This window comes from Streptococcus caprae, assembly GCF_042649745.1.
Lineage (GTDB): Bacteria > Bacillota > Bacilli > Lactobacillales > Streptococcaceae > Streptococcus > Streptococcus caprae.
In genome coordinates this window covers 321530-341321 of the sequence record NZ_JBHRZV010000049.1, presented here as the reverse complement: position 1 = coordinate 341321, position 19792 = coordinate 321530, and the positions used below count along the sequence as shown (strand labels likewise).

General features: G+C 42.3%; 22 protein-coding genes and 1 other annotated feature. Of the genes, 3 read left to right on the top strand and 19 right to left on the bottom strand.

The window, feature by feature from the left end:
• Positions 1-97: 97 nt before the first annotated feature.
• The 8 genes from ACFORF_RS07920 to ACFORF_RS07885 form a co-directional block, all read right to left on the bottom strand.
• Positions 98-439 (bottom strand): YlbF/YmcA family competence regulator, encoded by a 342-nt coding sequence (locus ACFORF_RS07920; protein ID WP_380427061.1) that lies wholly within the window; start codon positions 437-439, stop codon positions 98-100.
• Between the two features lie 20 nt (positions 440-459).
• Complete coding sequence (locus ACFORF_RS07915) at positions 460-1566, bottom strand: prephenate dehydrogenase (protein WP_380427059.1); 1107 nt, start codon at positions 1564-1566, stop codon at positions 460-462.
• A 27-nt stretch (positions 1567-1593) separates the two neighbouring features.
• Entirely contained in the window at positions 1594-2760 is a 1167-nt protein-coding gene (aroC, locus tag ACFORF_RS07910) for a chorismate synthase (RefSeq protein ID WP_380427058.1), read from the bottom strand.
• Complete coding sequence (gene aroB, locus ACFORF_RS07905) at positions 2761-3828, bottom strand: 3-dehydroquinate synthase (RefSeq protein ID WP_380427056.1); 1068 nt, start codon at positions 3826-3828, stop codon at positions 2761-2763.
• Positions 3829-3903: 75 nt separating this feature from the next.
• Complete coding sequence (locus ACFORF_RS07900; RefSeq protein WP_380427054.1) at positions 3904-4770, bottom strand: shikimate dehydrogenase; 867 nt, start codon at positions 4768-4770, stop codon at positions 3904-3906.
• A complete protein-coding gene (gene aroD / locus ACFORF_RS07895) occupies positions 4760-5437 on the bottom strand; it encodes a type I 3-dehydroquinate dehydratase (RefSeq protein WP_380427052.1) in 678 nt (225 codons plus the stop codon). The genes ACFORF_RS07900 and aroD overlap by 11 nt, the downstream gene beginning before the upstream one ends.
• A gap of 2 nt (positions 5438-5439) precedes the next feature.
• Positions 5440-6597, bottom strand: coding sequence for a class I SAM-dependent rRNA methyltransferase (locus tag ACFORF_RS07890; RefSeq protein ID WP_380427050.1), 1158 nt, complete (start codon positions 6595-6597; stop codon positions 5440-5442).
• 73 nt (positions 6598-6670) lie between these two features.
• Entirely contained in the window at positions 6671-7051 is a 381-nt protein-coding gene (locus ACFORF_RS07885; protein WP_380427048.1) for an HIT family protein, read from the bottom strand.
• 458 nt (positions 7052-7509) lie between these two features.
• Here ACFORF_RS07885 and ACFORF_RS07880 point away from each other — a divergent pair, with 458 nt between their 5' ends.
• Positions 7510-9681, top strand: a complete 2172-nt coding sequence (locus ACFORF_RS07880) for an LTA synthase family protein (RefSeq protein ID WP_380427046.1) — start codon at positions 7510-7512, stop codon at positions 9679-9681.
• A 166-nt stretch (positions 9682-9847) separates the two neighbouring features.
• Positions 9848-10678: an amino acid ABC transporter substrate-binding protein gene (locus ACFORF_RS07875; RefSeq protein ID WP_380427044.1), complete on the top strand. Its 831-nt coding sequence runs from the start codon at positions 9848-9850 to the stop codon at positions 10676-10678.
• Between the two features lie 40 nt (positions 10679-10718).
• Here the strand turns inward: ACFORF_RS07875 and ACFORF_RS07870 are convergent, their stop codons facing one another.
• From ACFORF_RS07870 to ACFORF_RS07830, 9 genes are all read right to left on the bottom strand, one after another.
• The gene (locus ACFORF_RS07870) at positions 10719-11525 is read right to left on the bottom strand and encodes an ABC transporter ATP-binding protein (RefSeq protein WP_380427042.1); all 807 of its coding nucleotides are present in this window, start codon (positions 11523-11525) and stop codon (positions 10719-10721) included.
• Positions 11526-11540: 15 nt separating this feature from the next.
• A complete protein-coding gene (locus ACFORF_RS07865) occupies positions 11541-12431 on the bottom strand; it encodes an ABC transporter permease (protein WP_380427041.1) in 891 nt (296 codons plus the stop codon).
• Positions 12432-12551: 120 nt separating this feature from the next.
• Complete coding sequence (locus ACFORF_RS07860; protein WP_380427039.1) at positions 12552-13526, bottom strand: ABC transporter substrate binding protein; 975 nt, start codon at positions 13524-13526, stop codon at positions 12552-12554.
• Between the two features lie 20 nt (positions 13527-13546).
• Positions 13547-14506 (bottom strand): ABC transporter substrate-binding protein, encoded by a 960-nt coding sequence (locus tag ACFORF_RS07855; RefSeq protein WP_380427037.1) that lies wholly within the window; start codon positions 14504-14506, stop codon positions 13547-13549.
• 523 nt (positions 14507-15029) lie between these two features.
• On the bottom strand, positions 15030-15389 hold the full coding sequence (gene rplT, locus ACFORF_RS07850; protein WP_380427035.1) for a 50S ribosomal protein L20: 360 nt from the start codon (positions 15387-15389) through the stop codon (positions 15030-15032).
• Positions 15390-15438: 49 nt separating this feature from the next.
• On the bottom strand, positions 15439-15639 hold the full coding sequence (gene rpmI / locus ACFORF_RS07845; protein ID WP_380427033.1) for a 50S ribosomal protein L35: 201 nt from the start codon (positions 15637-15639) through the stop codon (positions 15439-15441).
• Between the two features lie 34 nt (positions 15640-15673).
• Positions 15674-16204 (bottom strand): translation initiation factor IF-3, encoded by a 531-nt coding sequence (gene infC, locus ACFORF_RS07840; RefSeq protein ID WP_380427031.1) that lies wholly within the window; start codon positions 16202-16204, stop codon positions 15674-15676.
• A 14-nt stretch (positions 16205-16218) separates the two neighbouring features.
• Positions 16219-16344: a sequence feature (ribosomal protein L20 leader region), on the bottom strand.
• Between the two features lie 44 nt (positions 16345-16388).
• Positions 16389-17078: a (d)CMP kinase gene (gene cmk, locus ACFORF_RS07835; protein WP_380427029.1), complete on the bottom strand. Its 690-nt coding sequence runs from the start codon at positions 17076-17078 to the stop codon at positions 16389-16391.
• 11 nt (positions 17079-17089) lie between these two features.
• The gene (locus tag ACFORF_RS07830) at positions 17090-17602 is read right to left on the bottom strand and encodes an SAG1386/EF1546 family surface-associated protein (protein ID WP_380427027.1); all 513 of its coding nucleotides are present in this window, start codon (positions 17600-17602) and stop codon (positions 17090-17092) included.
• Between the two features lie 45 nt (positions 17603-17647).
• Between ACFORF_RS07830 and ACFORF_RS07825 the strand changes: the two genes are divergently transcribed.
• A complete protein-coding gene (locus ACFORF_RS07825; protein ID WP_380427025.1) occupies positions 17648-17839 on the top strand; it encodes a ferredoxin in 192 nt (63 codons plus the stop codon).
• Here ACFORF_RS07825 and ACFORF_RS07820 read toward each other — a convergent pair.
• Both ACFORF_RS07820 and pepT read right to left on the bottom strand, forming a co-directional pair.
• Entirely contained in the window at positions 17834-18322 is a 489-nt protein-coding gene (locus ACFORF_RS07820; RefSeq protein ID WP_380427023.1) for an EbsA family protein, read from the bottom strand. The two genes, ACFORF_RS07825 and ACFORF_RS07820, sit on opposite strands and share 6 nt — an antisense overlap.
• Before the next feature lie 137 nt (positions 18323-18459).
• On the bottom strand, positions 18460-19686 hold the full coding sequence (gene pepT / locus ACFORF_RS07815; protein WP_380427021.1) for a peptidase T: 1227 nt from the start codon (positions 19684-19686) through the stop codon (positions 18460-18462).
• Positions 19687-19792: the final 106 nt, after the last annotated feature.

The window sequence follows — 19792 nt, the reverse complement described above, 5'->3', positions numbered from 1 at the left end:
TCATAAATTCCTCAACTTGTTCGGCCTCAACCTAAAAGATATTGACATATGATGATTTTGTAACAAAAAGAACTGGAAGTAATCCCAGTTCTTGATTTTAATTCGCCAACTCTTGTAGAGGTGTAAAGATAATTCGCTCGATATCTTGAATGTACACTGACAAGCGTTGTTGAGCGTCAAAATAGGCTTTTACAGTTGCGTTGCCTTCAATGGCTTCTCCCAGTTCCTTCATCTCGTCCTGGTCTTCTTGCGATGGCATTTGCCCTGTCTGCATAAGGACTTGAATTTTTTCCTGGCTGGCCACAAAGCGGTCCCAAAGTTGACTAGCTGTTGCATCAGCTGCAATTGCTGTCTTGGCTTCTTGGACGGCCTTATATTCTGGCAAGGCGCGGATGCCACGCTCCAATTCATTGGCTAAATCATATACATTTACAGTCATTTATTGTCTCCTTTTGGTGATTATTTGGTAAAAACAGGATAATCTGTTTCTTTAGAAATCTTGTTATAGGCATAGTCCAGATCCTTGGCTGTTTTGAAGGAAATCTGGAGAATACCGGTGATATCTTCACGGTTTTCTTCATTGATGCGGATATTGACCAAGGACGTTCCACGGAGCAATTCCAGGATATGGAGGATGACATCTTCTTCATCGGGTACATCCACAAAGAGTTCGTAAAAGCTGTCTACACCACCCCGCTTATGAATCTCCATATCCTTGCGGGCCTGGCGTCCAAAGTTAAAATAATCCCAAATTGCCAATTCGTCACCCTGCTCAATATAGGCAGCCACCTGGTCCAGACGATCCTTGAAATCAGAAATCCGCTCCAGGACTGACTGACGATTAGTCAGCAGGATACTGGTCCACATGCCAGGTTCGCTCTCCGCAATCCGAGTCATATCCCGGAAACCACCCGCCGCAAAGTGACGGGTCATCTCGTGGTCATCAGCGTAGTGGGCTGCCTGTTCCATCAGACTGGAAGCCAGGATATGGGGGAAATGACTGATTTGGCTGGTCACGCGGTCATGCTCTTCCGCATCAATCTCGATAAAGCGTGCGTGGAGCCCTGACAAAATATCCTTGAGCTCTGCTATGGTCCCAGAATCTGACAAGGCCGTCGGCGTAAAAATATAGTAGGCATTCTCGAAGAGATTGACATCCGCTGCAATGGCGCCTGACTTGTGACTGCCAGCCATGGGGTGAGACCCCACAAATTGCACCTTTTCGGGTGAGAGATGAATCTCAGCCATCCGAACAATATCTAGCTTGGTAGAGCCAGCATCAGTGATAATGACGTTCTGCTTGAGGTCCAAGCCAGCTAGCACTTCAATTAATTCCATGGTCTGCTTGATCGGCACACAAAGGATTATCACATCCGCCAAGGGAGCAAAGGCCGCAAAGTCTGACGTTGCCTCATCGACAATCCCCCGCTCCAGGGCAATCTCACGAGACTTGTCTGAACGATTATAGCCTAGGACCCGATAATCAGGGTGCCCACGCTTAATCCCCAGAGCCAATGAGCCACCAATCAGCCCTAGACCTGCTATATAAATGGTTTTAGCTGCCATGGCAACTCCTCTCTTTTACATGTTTACTTAAAACCGCTTAACGAAATCTCGATGACTACCCACCGCAGCCTTAAGTTCTTCCATATTATCAGACGAGAATTTCTCTAAGATTTCTGTCGCAAGGACTGTTGCCACGACAGACTCCATGACAACTCCTGCTGCTGGCAGAGCGGTTGGATCCGAGCGTTCTACCGTCGCCTTGTAGGGTTCATGGGTGTCCATATCGACAGACATGAGAGGCTTATAGAGGGTCGGAATAGGTTTCATGACTCCACGAATCACCAGGGTCTGACCATTGGTCATACCACCTTCAAAACCACCGAGATTATTGGTTCGGCGAGTATAGCCTTCTTCTTCAGACCAGAGAATTTCATCCATAACCTGACTGCCCTTGAGATGGCCGGCCTGGAAACCAACTCCAAATTCAACCCCCTTGAAGGCATTAATGGAGACGACTGCCTGGGCCAATCGACCATCCAGCTTGCGGTCCCATTGCACGTAAGAACCTAGACCTGCTGGCACACCACCAACGACTGTCTCAACCACACCACCGATGGTATCACCATCTTTTTTGATCTGGTCAATATAGGCCTTTATTTCTTTTTCACGTTCTTGATTGACAATGGAAACTTCAGATTGGGCTGCCAAATCACGAATTTGGGAAACGGTTAATCCATCTGGAATAACGATTTCCTTACCACCAAAAACAACAACGTGGTTGGCAATCTCGATGTCCAACTCTGCTAAAATCCGTTTGGCAACTGCACCAACTGCAACCCGCATGGTCGTCTCACGCGCTGAGGATCGTTCCAAGGAATTGCGCAAGTCATCAAAACGATATTTCATTCCACCAACCAGGTCAGCATGCCCTGGCCGAGGATGCTTGATGCGACGTTTCAATTTGACCTTGTCTTCCACATCTTCAACTGCCATGATGTCCAACCATTTTTGGTGGTCCTTGTTGATCACATGTAAGGTAATGGGAGCCCCTGTGGTCTTACCGTGGCGTACACCTGAGGTAATCTCAACCTGGTCAGACTCAATTTTCATGCGTCCTCCGCGACCATAGCCACCCTGGCGACGTTTTAGGTCGAAATTGATATCTTCTGCCGTCAGAGACAGACCTGCTGGTACTCCCTCAAGGATAGCCGTTAAACGCGGTCCATGGGACTCTCCTGCTGTTAAATATCTCATTTATTTCTCCAAATATTCTTTCATCTCATCTAGGCTGATTTGGTTAATAGCTGCGCGACCAAGTTCGGGTACGATGACCGTCTTAATACTTGTTCCACGGGCTTTTTTGTCGTGGATCAAGGCCTTGTAGAGGGCTTCTTTATCCCAAGGCATGTGGTCTGTTGGCAAACCAAACTTGGCACACATGTCAATGATTTGTTGGGTGATTCCTACAGGCATCAAGCCTTTTCTTTCTGCTACCCGAGCAATCTGAACCATCCCAATCGCTACAGCTTCGCCATGCATGACCTGACCGTAACCAGCCGTAGCTTCAATGGCATGTCCAATGGTATGGCCAAAGTTGAGATAAAGGCGAACACCGTTGTCCAACTCATCCTCAACTACCAACTTACGTTTAACATTGCAGGAATGGTAAATAATACTCTCCGCATGCTCCAAGATTGAGGCAACACTGCCGTCCATCTCAGCTAACTCCTGCCAGAGCTCCACATCATCGATGAGACCATACTTGACAACCTCACCCATGCCCTCGATTAATTCCCGCTCCCCAAGAGTATTTAGGGTGTTAGGGTCAATCAGAACCCCATCCGGCTGAGTAAAGGTCCCTACCATATTCTTGGCATAAGGCGTGTTGACACCAGTCTTTCCACCGATGGATGAGTCAACCTGGGCCGTCAGAGAGGTCGGAACCTGAACAAAATGAATGCCACGCATGTAGGTTGAAGCCACGTATCCTGCAAGGTCACCGACGACACCACCACCCAGGGCTAAAATCCCATCTGACCGAGTCATGTCATGCTTAACTAAAAATTCATAAACCTTGTTGACTGTGGTCAAATTTTTACTGGCTTCACCCTCGAGAAATTCGAAGGTAATCACGTCAAAACCTGTCGCTTCCAAGCTTGCCTTGACCGCCGCTTCATATAGGTCACGCACATGGTTATCTGTGATTATGGCAACCTTTTGAGGTTTCCACAACTGAGCCAGCCACTGCCCCGTTTGGGCAATGGCTCCACGTTCAATCCAAATCTCATATGGTCTATCGGGTAAGTTAACCATTAACTTCATGAATCTACCTCCCTTAATTTACAAAAAGGCCGCAAGTCTTAGCCGTCTCCAGCTCTAGACCTACGGCCTTCAATGTTATGTGTTATATTGTGTCTCCAAGACCTGCCAAATTTCCTCTGTCGGTAAGGCTTGTCCAGTCCAAATTTCAAAGGCCTCTGCCGCTTGGAAAAGCAGCATTCCCAAACCATTAATGGCGGTCAAACCTTTCGATTTGGCCAGAGCCAAAAACGGTGTCTCAAATGGCTGATAAATCACGTCCGCAACAGTAAGCCCTGCTGGAAACTCTGTGTCTTCCTTGATAATCATGGATTTGCCATCCATACCAACGCTGGTTGCATTGACCAAGAGATCAGACACTAGAATTTTCTCTTGAATCAACTCCAAATCTTCTACAGGGTAAACGTCAATGCTAACACCTGTTTTTTGGGATAATTCTTCTGCCTTAGCAATTGTTCCTGCTAAAAATTCAGTCTGGTTGAAAATATTGATTTTCTTAGCCCCATTGAGGCTGGCTTGGGCAATAACAGCTGTCGCAGCACCGCCACCACCAAGAATAGTCATGACCTTATCCTTGACCTCAAAATCAGCAAAGGTTGCTAGACTTCTGAAAAATCCCTGACCGTCTGTATTATGTCCAATCAGCTTACCATCCCTGTTGATAACCGTATTGACCGCACCGATAAGACTCGCAGCTTCTGTCAATTCATCCATAAAGGGAATGACCGTCTGCTTGTAAGGCATGGAGATATTAACCCCAAACATGTCATAACGATGGATGTTTTTTAGGCTCTCCTCAACCTCGCTCTCCGGGACATCCCAGGCTACGTAAACACCATTGACCCCTGTTTTTTCAAAGCCAGTATTGTGAATAAAAGGCGAAATGGAGTGCTTAATCGGCGTCGCAAGAACTGCCGCTAAACGCGTGTGTCCATCAATCTTCATCAAGAACCTCTCTGATTTTCTGCATATTCGGTAGGGTGATTTGACCAGGTGCTGTAACATCATCCACGGCAGCAAATGTCCAAGATGATCCAATGGTATCACTGGCTAAACGGCTAATCTTACCTAATTTCCCCATGGACATGGTCACATAATCCTGCTCAGGGTTTAGCGTTTTGAAACCACGCGTATAGTTCATCAAGTCTAAAACTTCTTGTTCATTCTTAGGCATGACTGCAATTTTGACCACACGCGGTGTGAGGCTGGTTAACTCTGAAAAGATTTCCATAAGATTTTCAGGCGTCTCCTCAAAATTGTGATAAGACAAGACAAGATTTGAGAATTCCAACATCTGGTCAAACTGAGACTTGTAAGAAAAATACTCAAAGTCCACATAATCAGGCTGATAGATAGCTTGAACTTCCTTGAGAAGACTAACGTACTCCTCATCTGTCAAGCAAATCTCACCACCCTCTTTTTTGGTGCGAAGCGTGAAGATGACCTCGCGTCCCGTAAATTTCTCGAAAATAGCAGGTGCCACTGCCAAAATATCTTCCTTGGCCAAGTAATCTGCCCGCCATTCTATAAGGTCTGCAAAGTCGTACTTAGAGACCTCAATCTGGCTAGCTTCTTCGAAATTTCTTGGCATAATAGGTGCTACGATTCTCATCCTTAAACCTTTAGGGTAATTACCTTTAGGTAATTACTACTTTCATCATTATTATTTATCGTGAAGTCGCTTGGAAGCTGTTGAACAGAGAGTTCTCGATACTTGATCTGTCCAAATCCTTTAGCGATTTGCTTTTTAAACTGTCCCATCGTTAGATTGCTGGCATTGGTTGAAGCGATAAGGGTTCCACCAGGATTGAGTAAATCCACAGCCTGAGCAATTAGCTTGTGGTAGTCCTTAGCAACAGAGAAGGTCTGCTTTTTATTCCTTGCAAAACTTGGCGGGTCAATTACGATAACATCATAGGTTAGACCGTGACGCTTGGCATATTTGTAATACTCAAAGACATCCATCACCACGAACCTGTGATTCTCCAAGTCCAAACCATTAGCCCTAAAATGAGCCTCTGATAATTCTTTGGACCGTTTGGCCAAATCCACCGAAGTCGTTGCTTCTGCTCCTCCCATAGCTGCCGCCACCGAAAAGGCTGCCGTGTAGGAAAATAAGTTCAGCAAGTTCTTGCCTGCCGCCAAGCCATCGACCAAGCCACCTCTGACCTCGTGCTGATCCAGGAAAATTCCAGTCATCAGACCATCGTTGAGAAAGACCTCATAGACGACACCATTTTCCAAAATATGAAAAGTTTCTGGTGCTTCCTGACCGTAGAGATGGGCTGACTCATAATCAGGACCTTTAAAACGAATTTTCTCATAGGCTCCCAGCACATCTGGATAAACCCTTTGAAAGGCGGAGACAATCAATTCTCGCTGGGCATAGACAAAGGCATTGTACCAGGAGAAGAGTGCATAATCGCCATAGCGATCAATCGTCACGCCACCGAAGTTATCTCCATCTTGGTTAAAGAGCCGATAAGCTGTCTTCAATTCCGATTGCTCATAAGACTGGCGTTTGCTTTTAGCCTTTTCAAACAGAGCGACTAAGAACTCCTGGTCCACCTGGATGGGTTGCCGAGAAATAAGCCATCCCACTCCCTTATTTTGTTGGGAGAGATAAGCTGTTCCCAGGAACTGACCTGAGCGACTCTGGATAGAAACCACATCATCCGTCAGTTCCAAATCTGGAAAATCCTTACCAGACAAGAGCTGAATACCAGATTTAATCCGTTTTTCGGTAGAAGAATCCACGATAAGTTTATTCATGACATTCATTATATCAGAATTATTTCAATTTTGCTACAAGTCGCTATCAAAGCTGGAAAACTAGCCTAAATTTTCACTGTAGGTCTGCTTCAAATTGTTCCTTAGGAAAAATCTTCTGAGCGGGCTGAACCCTATCCCAAAAACCATCCTCAACATATCGTGGCAACAAATGACTATGAAAATGTAAGTCTTGATCCATAACATTTCCATTATTGACCACCACGGTCACTCCCAGTACAGAAGCTTGTTTTTCCATACAACTGATGAGTTTTTCTTGAAAATCTAGTAAGTCTAACCGCTCCTCACTAGAAAGCTCTGCTATGGACATCCGATGGGACTTTGCAATCACCAACAAGTGGCCCTCTTGGATTGGATCAATGTCCCAAATAGCATAAAAACATTTCGATTGAGCAATACTTTTTTCTTTGACCAGTTTACAAAATACACACGTCATCTGGTTACTCTCCTCTATCATTCATTTCAACTAAATCTTAATAACTTCAGTATACCATAGGAGACTTAATCGTAACTTAGTCTAACTTGAAATTCTTATCTATCATCTCTTTATCTCCTAAGGGACAAATAGGCCATAAAATTCCTGAAACTCAGACAAAAGTCTGATGGAATAGAAAACAAAATTTAGGATAGTCATTCCCAAACTTTCCTTAAATTTCTGTGTCCTCTATTTCATAAAATTCATTTATAGCTATAATCACGTCTTCTCCAAGACTAGAACCTATAGGGTTAACAACTTAGTCATGCAAGTCAAAAAGTTTCTACTATTCCACCCCTAATTTTTTATGATATAATGGACGAAAAAGAATTAGTTTTAGTGCCTTGACGGATGACAAAAACAAAAATGTTTTACCACCATCCTTCAAGATTATCTTTTCAGATTGAGGTTTATTTCTATTGAAAAAAATACTTCAGACCTTTGGCAAGTTGATGAATACCCGTTTGGGCCTCGTCTTGAGCTTGCTCCTATTTTATTGGATTAAAACGATTGTCGCTTACCAGTTAGATTTTGAAATGGGGATTGAAAATCCCTACCAGCTTATGCTGACCCTTATTAATCCGATACCACTTGGATTGCTACTCTTGGGCTTACCACTCTACCTCAAAAATACCAAAGCCTTTTATATCACTGAGATTATCATCTATACCCTACTTAATTTTCTGCTGATGTCCAACATCATCTACTTTAGGGAATTTACTGATTTTATTACATTAAGCGTTATGTTAGCTAGCGTTAAGGTTTCAGAAGGTTTGGGTAACTCAACCTTCAAACTACTAACTCCTTGGGATATTTTTTATCTTAGTGATTTTATTTTATTGGGCTTTCTTTTTTGGCAAAAGAAGATCCTCGCGGATAAACGGCCCTTTGACAAACGCGCTTCCTTTGCCGTAACAGCCTTGTCTGGATTGCTCTTCTCTATCAATCTTTTCATGGCTGAGGTTGATCGTCCAGAACTTTTGACCCGAGGATTCTCTAATGTTTACGTAGTCAAAGGACTAGGATTACCAAGCTTTCTGATTTACGACGGTGTTCAAACCTACAAAACACAAAAAATTCGTAACGAAGCCAATCCCGATGAAATAAATGATGTCGAAGCCTATGTTAAGGAACACTTTGCTGCTGCAAATGCTAATTATTACGGTATCGGAAAAGGGCGTAATGTCATTGTCATCCACTTGGAAAGCTTCCAACAATTTCTCATTGATTATAAACTTGAGGTAGATGGACAATCCTATGAAGTTACTCCATTCCTTAACTCCCTCTACCACTCCAATCAAACCTTTGCATTTTCTAACTTTTTCCATCAAGTCAAGGCAGGTAAAACCTCTGATGCAGAGACCTTAATGGAAACCTCCCTCTTCGGTCTCAACCAAGGTTCATTCTTTGTCCAATACGGTGGTGACAATACTCAGTATGCTGCACCCCATATTTTTGCAGCATTTAGCAACTACACCACAGCTGTTTTTCATGGTAATGTCGGCACCTTCTGGAACCGCAACAACGTCTACAAGCAATTCGACTACGATTACTGGTTTGATCAGTCTTATATGTCCGAACGAACAGATGATAACTCCTTCCAGTATGGTCTTAACGATAAGGTTATGTTCGGAGATTCTATTAAGTATCTTGAACGCCTTCAACAACCGTTTTACGCAAAATTTATCACGGTTTCGAATCATTACCCCTACCAAAGCTTTTCTGGTGACGAACTTGGTTTTCCTCTAGCCCAAACCGAAGATGAAACCATCAATGGCTATTTCCAAACAGCAAATTACTTGGATTCTGCTCTTGAAAACTTCTTTAATTACTTGAAGAAAACTGGTCTTTACGATAATTCGGTTATCGTACTCTACGGGGACCACTACGGAATCTCCAATTCACGTAACACAACACTCGCAGAATTATTAGGTAAAGATGCCGAAACCTGGACTGAATATGACACTGCTATGCTTCAACGAGTTCCGTACATGATTCATGTACCTGGTATGGATAAGGGATTCATTTCTAATACCTACGGTGGAGAAGTAGATGCTCTTCCTACCCTTCTTGATGTTATGGGAATTGATTCTAGCCAGTTTATCATGATGGGACAAGACCTTCTGTCAACAGAAAATAGTCAAACTGTTGCTTTCCGAAGTTCAGGTACGTTTGTAACTCCAAAATACACTAGCTATGGTGGCAAGGTCTACTATACGGAGTCTGGTCTAGAAATCACTAATCCCGATGAAACTACTCAGGCTGAAATTCAAGCTATTAGAGATGCTGTTAAAAAACAACTAGCAACTAGTGACAGTGTCCAAACAGGCGACCTGCTCCGCTTTTTCTCTACCAGCATTGATAAAGTCGATACTTCTACCATCTCCTATAACGACTCCTACGGCAAACTATTAGAGATTGAAAAAGAATTAGGTTCTGCTTCAACCAGCCTCTACAGCAAGAATGGCAATAAATCAACTCAGGATAAGTATGAGGCTCCAAGTTATCAGGAACTCCATTCAACGACAACAGTCACAGAAACCACAACAGCTGATTCAAGTCAGACCACTGAAGCCACAACTAATCCTTAAAATATTAAGACCTGCTCATGCCATATGGCCAGCAGGTCTTTTCTATAGTCATAGCCTATCACTGTCTTTAAAAATATCTATTTGTCACCTATCTCAGCACATGCTAGACTGATAATAAAGTCTTAACAATCTACGTTAAGTCAACAAACACTTTAGGAGATTATTTATGGGAATTTCAAAACGTTTAGCCATCACTAGCCTAGCTCTACTGTCAACAGGCAGCTTAGCTGCCTGCTCAAATTCAACTGAGACATCCGACCAAACAACACAAGAAACCCAGGTTAAAACTGTTACAGTTGCAACTGCTGGGGATATTAAACCCTTTGCCTACGAAGAAAATGGCGAACTAACTGGCTACGATATTGAAGTAATCAAGGCAGCAGATGAATTTCTGAACGACTATGAATTTACTTTTAAAACAACTGCCTGGGAATCCATCTTTGTCGGCATGGATAGTGGAAAATTCCAGGCCGCAGCCAACAATCTTTCCTACACTGAAGAGCGGGCAGCCAAATACCTCTATTCACTACCAATTGCTAAGAATCCTCTGGTTCTCGTCGTAGCATCAGATTCTTCCATTACTTCCCTCGATGATATCGGAGGAAAGACAACCCAGGATGATACAGGAACTTCGACAGCCAAATTAGTGGATGATTGGAATGCCAAACATACTGACAATCCATCTGTCATCAATTATTCCGGTGAAGATGTGTCCAAACGTCTCAATGACCTTTCAAACGGAGAATTTGATTATCTAGTCTTTGATAAAATTTCTGTTGAAACCATTGTTAACCAAAAGGGCTACGACCTTAAAATCATCGAACTGGACACTGATTCAAATCCAAACAACTATATCGTCTTCTCAGATGATAGTCAAGAACTCCAAGAACAATTCAATCTGGCTATTCAAAATCTTTACCAAAATGGAACCCTAGAAAAACTCAGCCAAGCTTACCTCGGAGGATCCTACCTTCCAGATAAAAGTGAACTTGACTAGCAAAAATGCGATTAAGCTCCAAAGCTTAGTCGCATTTTTCTTAATGTGATAAAATCAACTCATCGCTGACCAATTTTTCACCGCTGTTCTTCTGAAAGAGGTCCATAAGATCGTTGACCGTTAGGTTAGCTTTTTCCTCTCCACGGACATCTATGACGATTCGCCCTTGATGAAGCATAACCAGACGATTTCCGTAGGTAATGGCATGGTTCATATCATGCGTAATCATCAGAGTTGTCAGTTGATGGGTGGTCACAATTTTCTGGGTCAAGTCCATAACCATTTGACTGGTTTTAGGGTCAAGGGCAGCCGTATGCTCATCCAGCAGGAGAATTTTAGGCTTAACCAGAGCCGCCATCATCAAGGTCAGAGCTTGGCGTTGACCACCCGAAAGAAATTGCGTATCAACCTTCATACGGTTTTCTAACCCTAATCCTAATTCCTTTAATGATTTTGCAAAAATCTTGCGTTCACTTTCTTTTACACCCCAAGATAGGTTGCGTTTGAGACCACGACGGTAGGCGATGGCCATATTTTCTTCGATGGTCAAGCGCGAAGCTGTCCCCATTTTGGGATCTTGGAATACGCGACTGATATCCTTAGCACGCTTGGCTGCAGGAACGGCTTTAATGGACTTGCCTTCCAAGAGAATATCCCCCTGGTCGACAAATAGGGTTCCTGCCAAGGAATTCATAAGGGTAGACTTCCCAGCACCATTACCCCCGATGATAGAGATAAAGTCTCCCTCTTCCACATCCAGAGACAGGCCACGGAGCACATGGTTTTCATTAACTGTTCCAGCCTCAAAGGTCTTATGGATCGCATCAATTGATAAAATAGTTGACATCTGTGACTCCTTTCCTTATTTACTGGTCACGTTCAAGGGACGAACTTTGAATTTCTTCTGCAATTCAGGCACAAAGAGTACCAATGCCAGAAGAATAGCTGAGAAGAGACGAACTAAGTCAGCATCCATACCAGGAATTTCCAAAATCGCTAAAATAATGAGACGATAGAGAATGGCCCCCAGGACAATAGAAGCCAAACGCCAACCAATACTGAGGTTGCGAATAATCACTTCCGCAATAATAACAGAGGCTAAACCGATAACAATCGTCCCAGTCCCTGAATTGATATCTGCGTAACCATTATTCTGCGTCAAAAGAGCTCCACTGAGGGCAATCAGTCCATTGGAAAGCATATAACCATAGATCTTCATCCGGTCCACATTCACCCCGTTTGCTTCACTCATGGGAATATTATCCCCAGTCGAACGCAAAGCCAAACCAACCTGAGTCTTCAAGAGCAGGGTCAATAGACCAATGACAATCACCACAAAGATAAGCCCAATGATTAAAACTGCCATCGTTTTACTCAAGCCTTGTTTAGTCAGCATAGTGACCAAGGTCACCTTGCGGAGTAAGGCAACGTTGGCCTTGCCCATAATTTTTAAGTTGATGGAATAGAGACCTGTTAAGGTTACAATACCTGTCAACAGGGCTGGAATTTTCAATTTAGTGTGCAACAAGCCTGAAATCAGACCCGCTCCCATCCCTGCCACAAAACCAGCCAGGGTCGCTAAAATCGGGTTGACATCATTGACCAAGGTCGTAGCACAGACCGCTGCACCGAGAGGATAGGCCCCTTCTGCTGTCAAATCCGCGATGTCCAAAATTCGATAGGTCAAATAGACCCCAATCGCCATGATGGCCCACAAAAGCCCCTGCGACATACTTGATAAGATTAAATCCACTGTTTACTCCTTTGTGCCATAGCAGAGCTAGACACGTTCTTATTACTGTTTACTATAACTTGTTACAATTAGGGCATCAGTCCATTAGGCCCATTCAATTATATCGACCAAGTCCAACACTTATTGCGACACGCTTAAGGCTGACACGTCAATACCAAGTTCCTTAGCCATTTCTTCATTGACATGAAGATCTACTGTTTCTGGATATTCTACCGCTGACCCAGCTGGTTCAGCCCCTTCTAAAATCTTAATGGCAATCTTTGCTGTCTGTCTGCCTAGAGCTTCATAATTAGTCCCATAAGTCAAGAGACCACCTGCGTCGACCATATCTGTCGAACCGCCGATAACTGGAATCTTGTACTCCTTCGACAACTCCCCAATCATGGTCATAGTTGAGGCGACTGTATTGTCCGTCGGAACAAAGACTGCATCCACGTCCTTCATCAAGCTAGTTGCGGCATCTTGAACATCATTAGACGTATTGATTCCCTTGAGCACAACCTTGTAGCCTGCCTTTTCAAGCAAGGCCTTAGCCTCTTCAACCTGAACCTCTGAATTCCGTTCGCTTGTTGTGTAAAGAATACCGACAGTCTTAGCATCAGGAACAGCCTGTCCTAGCAATTCAACCTGCTTATCAATCGGTGCTTGGTCGCTTGTCCCTGTAAGAAGACCACCTGGTTTTTCAATCGTATCCACTAAATCCGCTGATACAGGGTCTGTTACCGCAGTAAACAAGACTGGTACATCCATGGTAACTGTTGCCAAGGACTGGGCAGCTGGGGTCGCAATCGCTAGAACGAGGTCATTGTCCGCCACCAATTGCTCAGAGATGGTTTGCAAATTAGACTGATCTCCTTGAGCATTTTGATAATCGACAACAATTTTATCGTCTTCCGTATAACCTTGATCCGCCAATTCAGCTAGAAATCCCTTCTTAGCTGCTGCCAGAGAATCATGTTCCATATACTGCAAAATGCCGATATGGATACTGTCTCCGGAAGACTTAGCTGAATCTGAAGAACTTGAGCTACAAGCAGCTAGAGTAAGGCTTGTTCCTAGTAATAGACTTGCAGTAAGATATTTTGTGAGTTTCATAATAAATCTCCTTTTTAAAATTATGGTGCAATAGATGTTATCGTTATTTCATCAATTCCGAGGGCTTGAGCCATTTCTTTATTGACGGCTACGGCCCCTGTATCAGGTGTCTTAACAGCTAGATCAGCTGGTTCTTTTCCATCTAAGATTTGAGCTGCTAATTGGCCGGCCTGCTGGCCAATGGCATAGTAGTCAACTCCGTAAGTAAAGAGCACAGCTTCGAGTACAGCCCCATCACTTCCCATGGCTGGAACCTTTTTCTCTTTGAGAATCTCACCAATTGTAGAAGCCGTTGAAGCAACCGTGTTGTCCGTTGGGAAGTAAATTGCATCAACCTGACCAGCTAGCGAAGTAATAACCTGCTGCACATCATTTGAAGAAGTTGCCGTTTTAATCACGACCTTACGTCCCACTGCCTCAAGGGCTTTTTGAGCTTGCTTGGCTTGGACTTCCGAATTAACCTCACTTGAATTGTAGAAAATACCAACAGTTTTTGCATCTGGTAAGACCTTCAACAACATGTCAATTTGTCCCTCAACATCATTAGCATCAACAGACCCCGTCATATTTCCACCAGGGCTTTTTAAACTATCAACCAGTCCCGCCTCAACAGGATCGGTCACAGCTGTAAAAACTGAAGGTGTCTCACTATCCACATTGATTAAGGCCTGGGCAGCAGGTGTTGCAATGGCAAAATTAACATCATTTTGCCTAGCTAACTGATCAACCATGGTTTGAAGATTGGCCTGATCTCCTTGGGCATTTTGGTAATCAACCGTTAAATTTTCCCCTTGCTTGTAACCAGCTTCTTCAAGAGCAGCCAGAAAACCCTCTCGGGCGGAAGTTAGGGCGTCATGCTCTGCATATTGGATAATGCCAACCTTAAGGGTATCATTATTCGTTTTAGTTGAACCACAAGCAGCCAAACATAGGCCAGAGATTAAGGCCATTGAGCCCATAATTAGACGTTTCATTTTCATCAAAAACCTTCTTTCTTTGGAAAAAATACTAGTGCTATGCTCCATCCTGTTCAAATAAAAGGGACCATTTAGATAAAAATCTAAACGGTCCCTTTATTGTCTATTATCAAAGACAGAAGGTGCTAGCGTGTCCATTTAGATTTTCATCTACGTGAACACATGCCCAAAACACAGCCACATAGATACAAACTTACGTTTTCGTGTTTGTATCCATGCTTGCATGTCTACAAACACTATCTAAAATAGCTGTAATAAAATGTTGCTGTCAATTGAATTTGAACAGTTCCTAACATCTTCTGTCTCCATTTATATTTATTTTGATAAATGTAAGTTTAAACCATTTTCAAATAATTGTCAACAGCTTTTGCAACTTTTTTCGTTTTTCTGGTTAATTTTTTTGAAATTATACAATTTATAGAATTAAATATACACAATTTTCAAAAAGCCTAAACCAGTGAACATTGAAGCACTATTTGAAGAAAAGTAAAAAGAAGCAAGACAAGGTCCCACTTCTTCTGATAAATTATTTACCAAGTTTAGCTTTAGCAGCATCAGCAAGAGCTGTGAAAGCTGCTGCATCATTGACAGCAAGATCAGCCAACATTTTACGGTTAACTTCGATTTCTGCCAATTTCAAACCATGCATCAATTTAGAATATGACAAACCGTTCATACGAGCAGCTGCATTGATACGAGCGATCCACAATTTACGGAAGTCGCGTTTTTTCTGACGACGATCGCGGTATGCATAGTAGTATGAGTTCATTACTTGTTCTTTTGCAGTACGGAACAAGATATGTTTAGCGCCATAGTAACCTTTAGCGAGTTTTAAAATACGTTTACGACGTTTACGAGATACAACGCCACCTTTAACACGTGCCATTTATAATTTCCTCCAAATATTCTTCAATCGAGTAATTTAATCAGTAATATTAACGCATTTGAGCCAACATTGACTTGATACGTTTGAAGTCACCAGCATGTACCATGCCTGCTTTACGCAAGTGACGACGTTGTTTTTTAGTTTTTCCGTGGAAACGGTGAGATGTATAAGCACGGAAGCGTTTAAGACCGCCTGAACCAGTACGTTTGAAACGTTTAGCAGATGCGCGGTGTGTTTTTTGTTTTGGCATTATAAAATTCTCCTATAAAATAATGTGTAACTGACTATTTCTTGTCAGGAATTGGTGCGAGTTGCATAAACATTTGACGACCATCCATCTTGGCTCTTTGCTCGATGATGGCAATATCTTGGGTCGCTTCAGCAAAGTCAGCCAGCACCTTAGCTCCGATTTCTTTGTGGGTAATCATACGACCCTTGAAACGGATAGAAACCTTAACCTTGTTACCTTTTTCAAGGAACTTACGGCCATTGCGGAGCTTAGTCTCAAAGTCACCCTTGTCAATTACTGGCGACAAACGAACTTCTTTAACCGTTACAACGCTTTGTTTTTTGCGTTGCTCCTTTTGCTTCTTCTGATACTCAAACTTGAACTTACCGTAGTCCATAATTTTTGCAACAGGCGGTGTAGCTTGTGGCTGAATGAGAACCAAGTCAACATTTGCTGCATCTGCCAAAGCTTGCGCTTCAGACAGAGGCTTGATGCCTAACTGCTCACCTTCAAGGCCAACTAGACGAACTTCACGGACGCGAATCTCGTCATTAATGAACAAATCCTTCTTAGCTATGTTCTTCACCTCTTCATTTTTTTAGAGAAAAACAAATACGAGTTCGACAGCGTCAAACCCGTACTAGATTGTAGTTTTTACAAACCTTATCTTGTAGGGCCAGACAACGTTAGTCGTAAGGCGAGAAGCTCTCACTTCTGCTTTTCTCATTACTAACCATTCTAACCTATATAGATATGTTTGTCAACAATTTTCACTTAATTGATTGCTTTTCTTGCAAAGCTAAAGCCTTTTGAAGGATGAAATCCACAACTCCATCGATTGAGATACCCGTCGTATCAAAAGTGATGGCATCTTCTGCCTCAATTAGAGGGGACACTTCACGATGACTATCCTTATAATCACGGGCTGCAATTTCTTCTTTTAAGGTTTCAAGATCGGTCTCAATTCCTTTTTCAAGATTTTCCTTATAGCGACGTTCTGCCCGCTCATCTACAGAAGCAATCAAGAAAATCTTCAGCTCCGCTTGTGGCAAAACAACCGTCCCGATATCACGACCATCCATAATAATGCCACCAGTTTCAGCAATTTTTTGCTGTTGCTCAACTAATTTTTCACGGACAGAAGCTAAGGCTGACACCCATGAGACATTATTGGTCACATCATTCTGACGAATGGCAAGGGTCACATCTTCATCACCGAGAAAAACTGTCTGACTGCCATCTTTAGCTAATCCGAAAGAAATAGGATTCCTATCTATATCAGCTAAAATCAGGTCAACCTGCTCAGCTTGATAACCCTGACGTAAGGCAAGTAAGGTTACACAACGATACATGGCACCCGTATCTAAATAGATATAGCCAAGTTTTTTCGCAATAATTTTCGCAACCGTTGATTTCCCACTTGAAGCGGGTCCATCAATGGCAATTTGTATTGTATTCACATTAGCCTCTTCTAATCAATGATGACAAGATCGCCTGGATTGGCCCACCAAGTTCCCCCAGGACCTACCATCTTATCTGGGTTTAGCTGATAGAGGCGATCTACAGAAATACCTGCACGAGCAGCAATTTGACCTGCTCCCTCTCCTGCTTGCACAGTAATCGTTGTACCATTAGAAGCTTCCGTTGCAACTGTTGTTTCCTCTGCCTGTGTTGATGCTTCAGTTGATTCACTAGATTCAGCTTGAGTTACTGTTGTTTGATCAGCTGCCTTTTCCTGGCTATTGGTCGCTTGTGTCGTGCTGGCTCCATAGAAATTAGTCGTATCCTTAGCTGCATCGCCGCCACCATTTGAGGTGTAGAACATAATAAAGAGAACAACTAAAATAATAATGAAGAAAATAGACATCAAAAGTGTTAAAAAGGGTGTACTGATAATGGTACCTTTCTTACTGCGACGTGATTGCGGTCCTTCTTTCTCTGTATTAAACAGTTTAGCTTCCCATGGTTTTTTGTTGTCAGACATGACGTCCCCCTTGTATATTTGAGTTTTTTTGATTACAATAAAGTTATGAAAGTAACTATAATTCCTGAAAAGTGCATCGCCTGTGGACTTTGTCAAACTTATTCAGCAGTATTTGATTACGACGATGAAGGTATCGTCAAATTTACAAACAGTCAAAATCTGAGCCAGGAGGTTCCTGAAACTCCTGAAACCTTAATGGCTGTAAAATCTTGCCCTACTAAAGCCCTAAACTTATAATGTTGGGGCTTTTTTATCTTCCCTATAATGTTCAAAGTAGTCTAATTCTATGAAATTATCAAGCAACTCAACCTCTCCCTTAAAATAAGGATTTATGGCTAATGCATCTAGAAAATATTTCTTATCCCATTTCCTCATACAGTAGAGTCGTGAGCTCTTGTCCAGAAAGACTAATCTAATAGAGGTTTTTGTAATTTCCATTTTTTCAATCTGACTGATGCTTATCTTTTTAGGCTTTAGAACATTAAAACTCGCAATCTCTAATATCCCATCCTCATGAATGATAAAATAACGATGGATACCCAAGAGTCCCAAGAGCAACGTCAAAGCAGCCAGTGAGAATACCTTCCAGGGTTCTGTTGTCTTTTCAAGTAACAGAATCAAACCGAAGAAAAAAGGAATTAAAGTAATGGACCAATAAATAAGCATCAAAGAAAATTCTGGTTGCCAATGATAACGAATTTTGCCAAAAAGTTTTATCATGACGCTCCCTCCAACAATGATAATTATATCCTAAGTCCTTGAGAATACAGTCCTCACTCTTTTATAGTGATCGTATTAGGGATAGACTTTTTCTCATTCTTAACAGTTATTTTATCATATAAATAATATTCTGGCTATTAGAATTTCTTTGAAACAATCCCAACGATAATATCAACGGCACGTTGCATTGTTTGGAGGCTTACAAACTCAAAACGTCCGTGCATATTTTCACCACCCGCAAACAGATTTGGTGTCGGAATGCCCATGAAGGATATTTTTGAACCATCTGTTCCACCACGTACCGGTTCAATAATCGGTTCAATATCAAGATCCACCATAACTGTTTTTGCAAGTTCAATCGGTGTCATATCCTTCTCGATAATCGTCTTCATATTATAATACTGATCATGCAAAGCAACAACAACACGTTCATTTCCAAAATCTAAATTCATTTTTTCCGCAATCTTAAGCATTAATGCTTTGCGTTGTTCAAAGGCTTCTGTTTCAAAATCTCGAATGATGTATGAAGATTCAGCTCGTTCAACCACCCCTTCTAAACTTGAGAGATGATAAAAACCTTGGTAGCCTTCCGTAGTCTCTGGGCGATCATCGACAGGAAGCTGATGATGAAAATCCATCGCCAATTGCAGAGCATTTACCATCTGTCCTTTAGCTGTTCCTGGATGGACATTTCGACCATGAAAAGTAATATGGGCCGCTGCAGCTGAGAAAGTTTCATATTGCAACTCACCTAGCGGACCACCGTCCACTGTGTAGGCAAAATCAACATCAAAATCAGCAACATCAAACTTATCAGCACCAACACCAATTTCTTCATCTGGGCCAAAACCAACACGAATCTCACCATGCTTAATATCTGGATTTTGAACCAAGTATTCAATTGCTGTCATAATCTCAGCAATACCTGATTTATCATCAGCACCCAATAAAGTTCGACCATCAGTTGTAATAAGCGTCTGACCAATGTAACGATTTAGTTGGGGGAATTCCTCTGGATTTAATGAGTAGCCTGAATCGCTGAGAGCGATAATGCCACCATCGTAATTTTCAATAATCTGAGGACTAATATTGTCTGCATTAAAATCAGCTGTATCCATATGAGAGATAAAGCCTATTTTTCGTGTATAACCAGAATCATTAGCAGGTAAGGTTCCCACTAAAAAGCCGTTGGCAGGATTATAGTGAACATTTTGAAGTCCGATAGCTTCCATCTCCGGTTGCAAAATATTGAGCGCAAAATCAACCTGACTCTGCGTAGAAGGAACCGTGTGTGAAGTCTCATCTGAACGTGTATTTTCTTTGACATAAGTCAAAAAGCGTTTTAAAAGATTTTCGTAAGCCATAAGAACCCATTTCTATAGTTTATCTTTAAATATTATAACAAAATTTCATCCTTTTTTCTTTAAAAACAAAACAAAAAAGGAACACTTATCTAACCTGTAAGAATTT

Coding starts and splice junctions, on each gene's coding strand:
- ACFORF_RS07890 (WP_380427050.1), bottom strand. CDS start 6,597: ATGAATAAACTTATCGTGGATTCTTCTACCGAAAAACGGATTAAATCT.
- ACFORF_RS07875 (WP_380427044.1), top strand. CDS start 9,848: ATGGGAATTTCAAAACGTTTAGCCATCACTAGCCTAGCTCTACTGTCA.
- ACFORF_RS07830 (WP_380427027.1), bottom strand. CDS start 17,602: ATGTCTGACAACAAAAAACCATGGGAAGCTAAACTGTTTAATACAGAG.
- ACFORF_RS07855 (WP_380427037.1), bottom strand. CDS start 14,506: ATGAAAATGAAACGTCTAATTATGGGCTCAATGGCCTTAATCTCTGGC.
- ACFORF_RS07915 (WP_380427059.1), bottom strand. CDS start 1,566: ATGGCAGCTAAAACCATTTATATAGCAGGTCTAGGGCTGATTGGTGGC.
- rplT (WP_380427035.1), bottom strand. CDS start 15,389: ATGGCACGTGTTAAAGGTGGCGTTGTATCTCGTAAACGTCGTAAACGT.
- ACFORF_RS07870 (WP_380427042.1), bottom strand. CDS start 11,525: ATGTCAACTATTTTATCAATTGATGCGATCCATAAGACCTTTGAGGCT.
- ACFORF_RS07820 (WP_380427023.1), bottom strand. CDS start 18,322: ATGATAAAACTTTTTGGCAAAATTCGTTATCATTGGCAACCAGAATTT.
- rpmI (WP_380427033.1), bottom strand. CDS start 15,639: ATGCCAAAACAAAAAACACACCGCGCATCTGCTAAACGTTTCAAACGT.
- ACFORF_RS07900 (WP_380427054.1), bottom strand. CDS start 4,770: ATGAAGATTGATGGACACACGCGTTTAGCGGCAGTTCTTGCGACGCCG.
- aroC (WP_380427058.1), bottom strand. CDS start 2,760: ATGAGATATTTAACAGCAGGAGAGTCCCATGGACCGCGTTTAACGGCT.
- ACFORF_RS07825 (WP_380427025.1), top strand. CDS start 17,648: ATGAAAGTAACTATAATTCCTGAAAAGTGCATCGCCTGTGGACTTTGT.
- ACFORF_RS07885 (WP_380427048.1), bottom strand. CDS start 7,051: ATGACGTGTGTATTTTGTAAACTGGTCAAAGAAAAAAGTATTGCTCAA.
- ACFORF_RS07920 (WP_380427061.1), bottom strand. CDS start 439: ATGACTGTAAATGTATATGATTTAGCCAATGAATTGGAGCGTGGCATC.
- aroD (WP_380427052.1), bottom strand. CDS start 5,437: ATGAGAATCGTAGCACCTATTATGCCAAGAAATTTCGAAGAAGCTAGC.
- aroB (WP_380427056.1), bottom strand. CDS start 3,828: ATGAAGTTAATGGTTAACTTACCCGATAGACCATATGAGATTTGGATT.
- pepT (WP_380427021.1), bottom strand. CDS start 19,686: ATGGCTTACGAAAATCTTTTAAAACGCTTTTTGACTTATGTCAAAGAA.
- ACFORF_RS07860 (WP_380427039.1), bottom strand. CDS start 13,526: ATGAAACTCACAAAATATCTTACTGCAAGTCTATTACTAGGAACAAGC.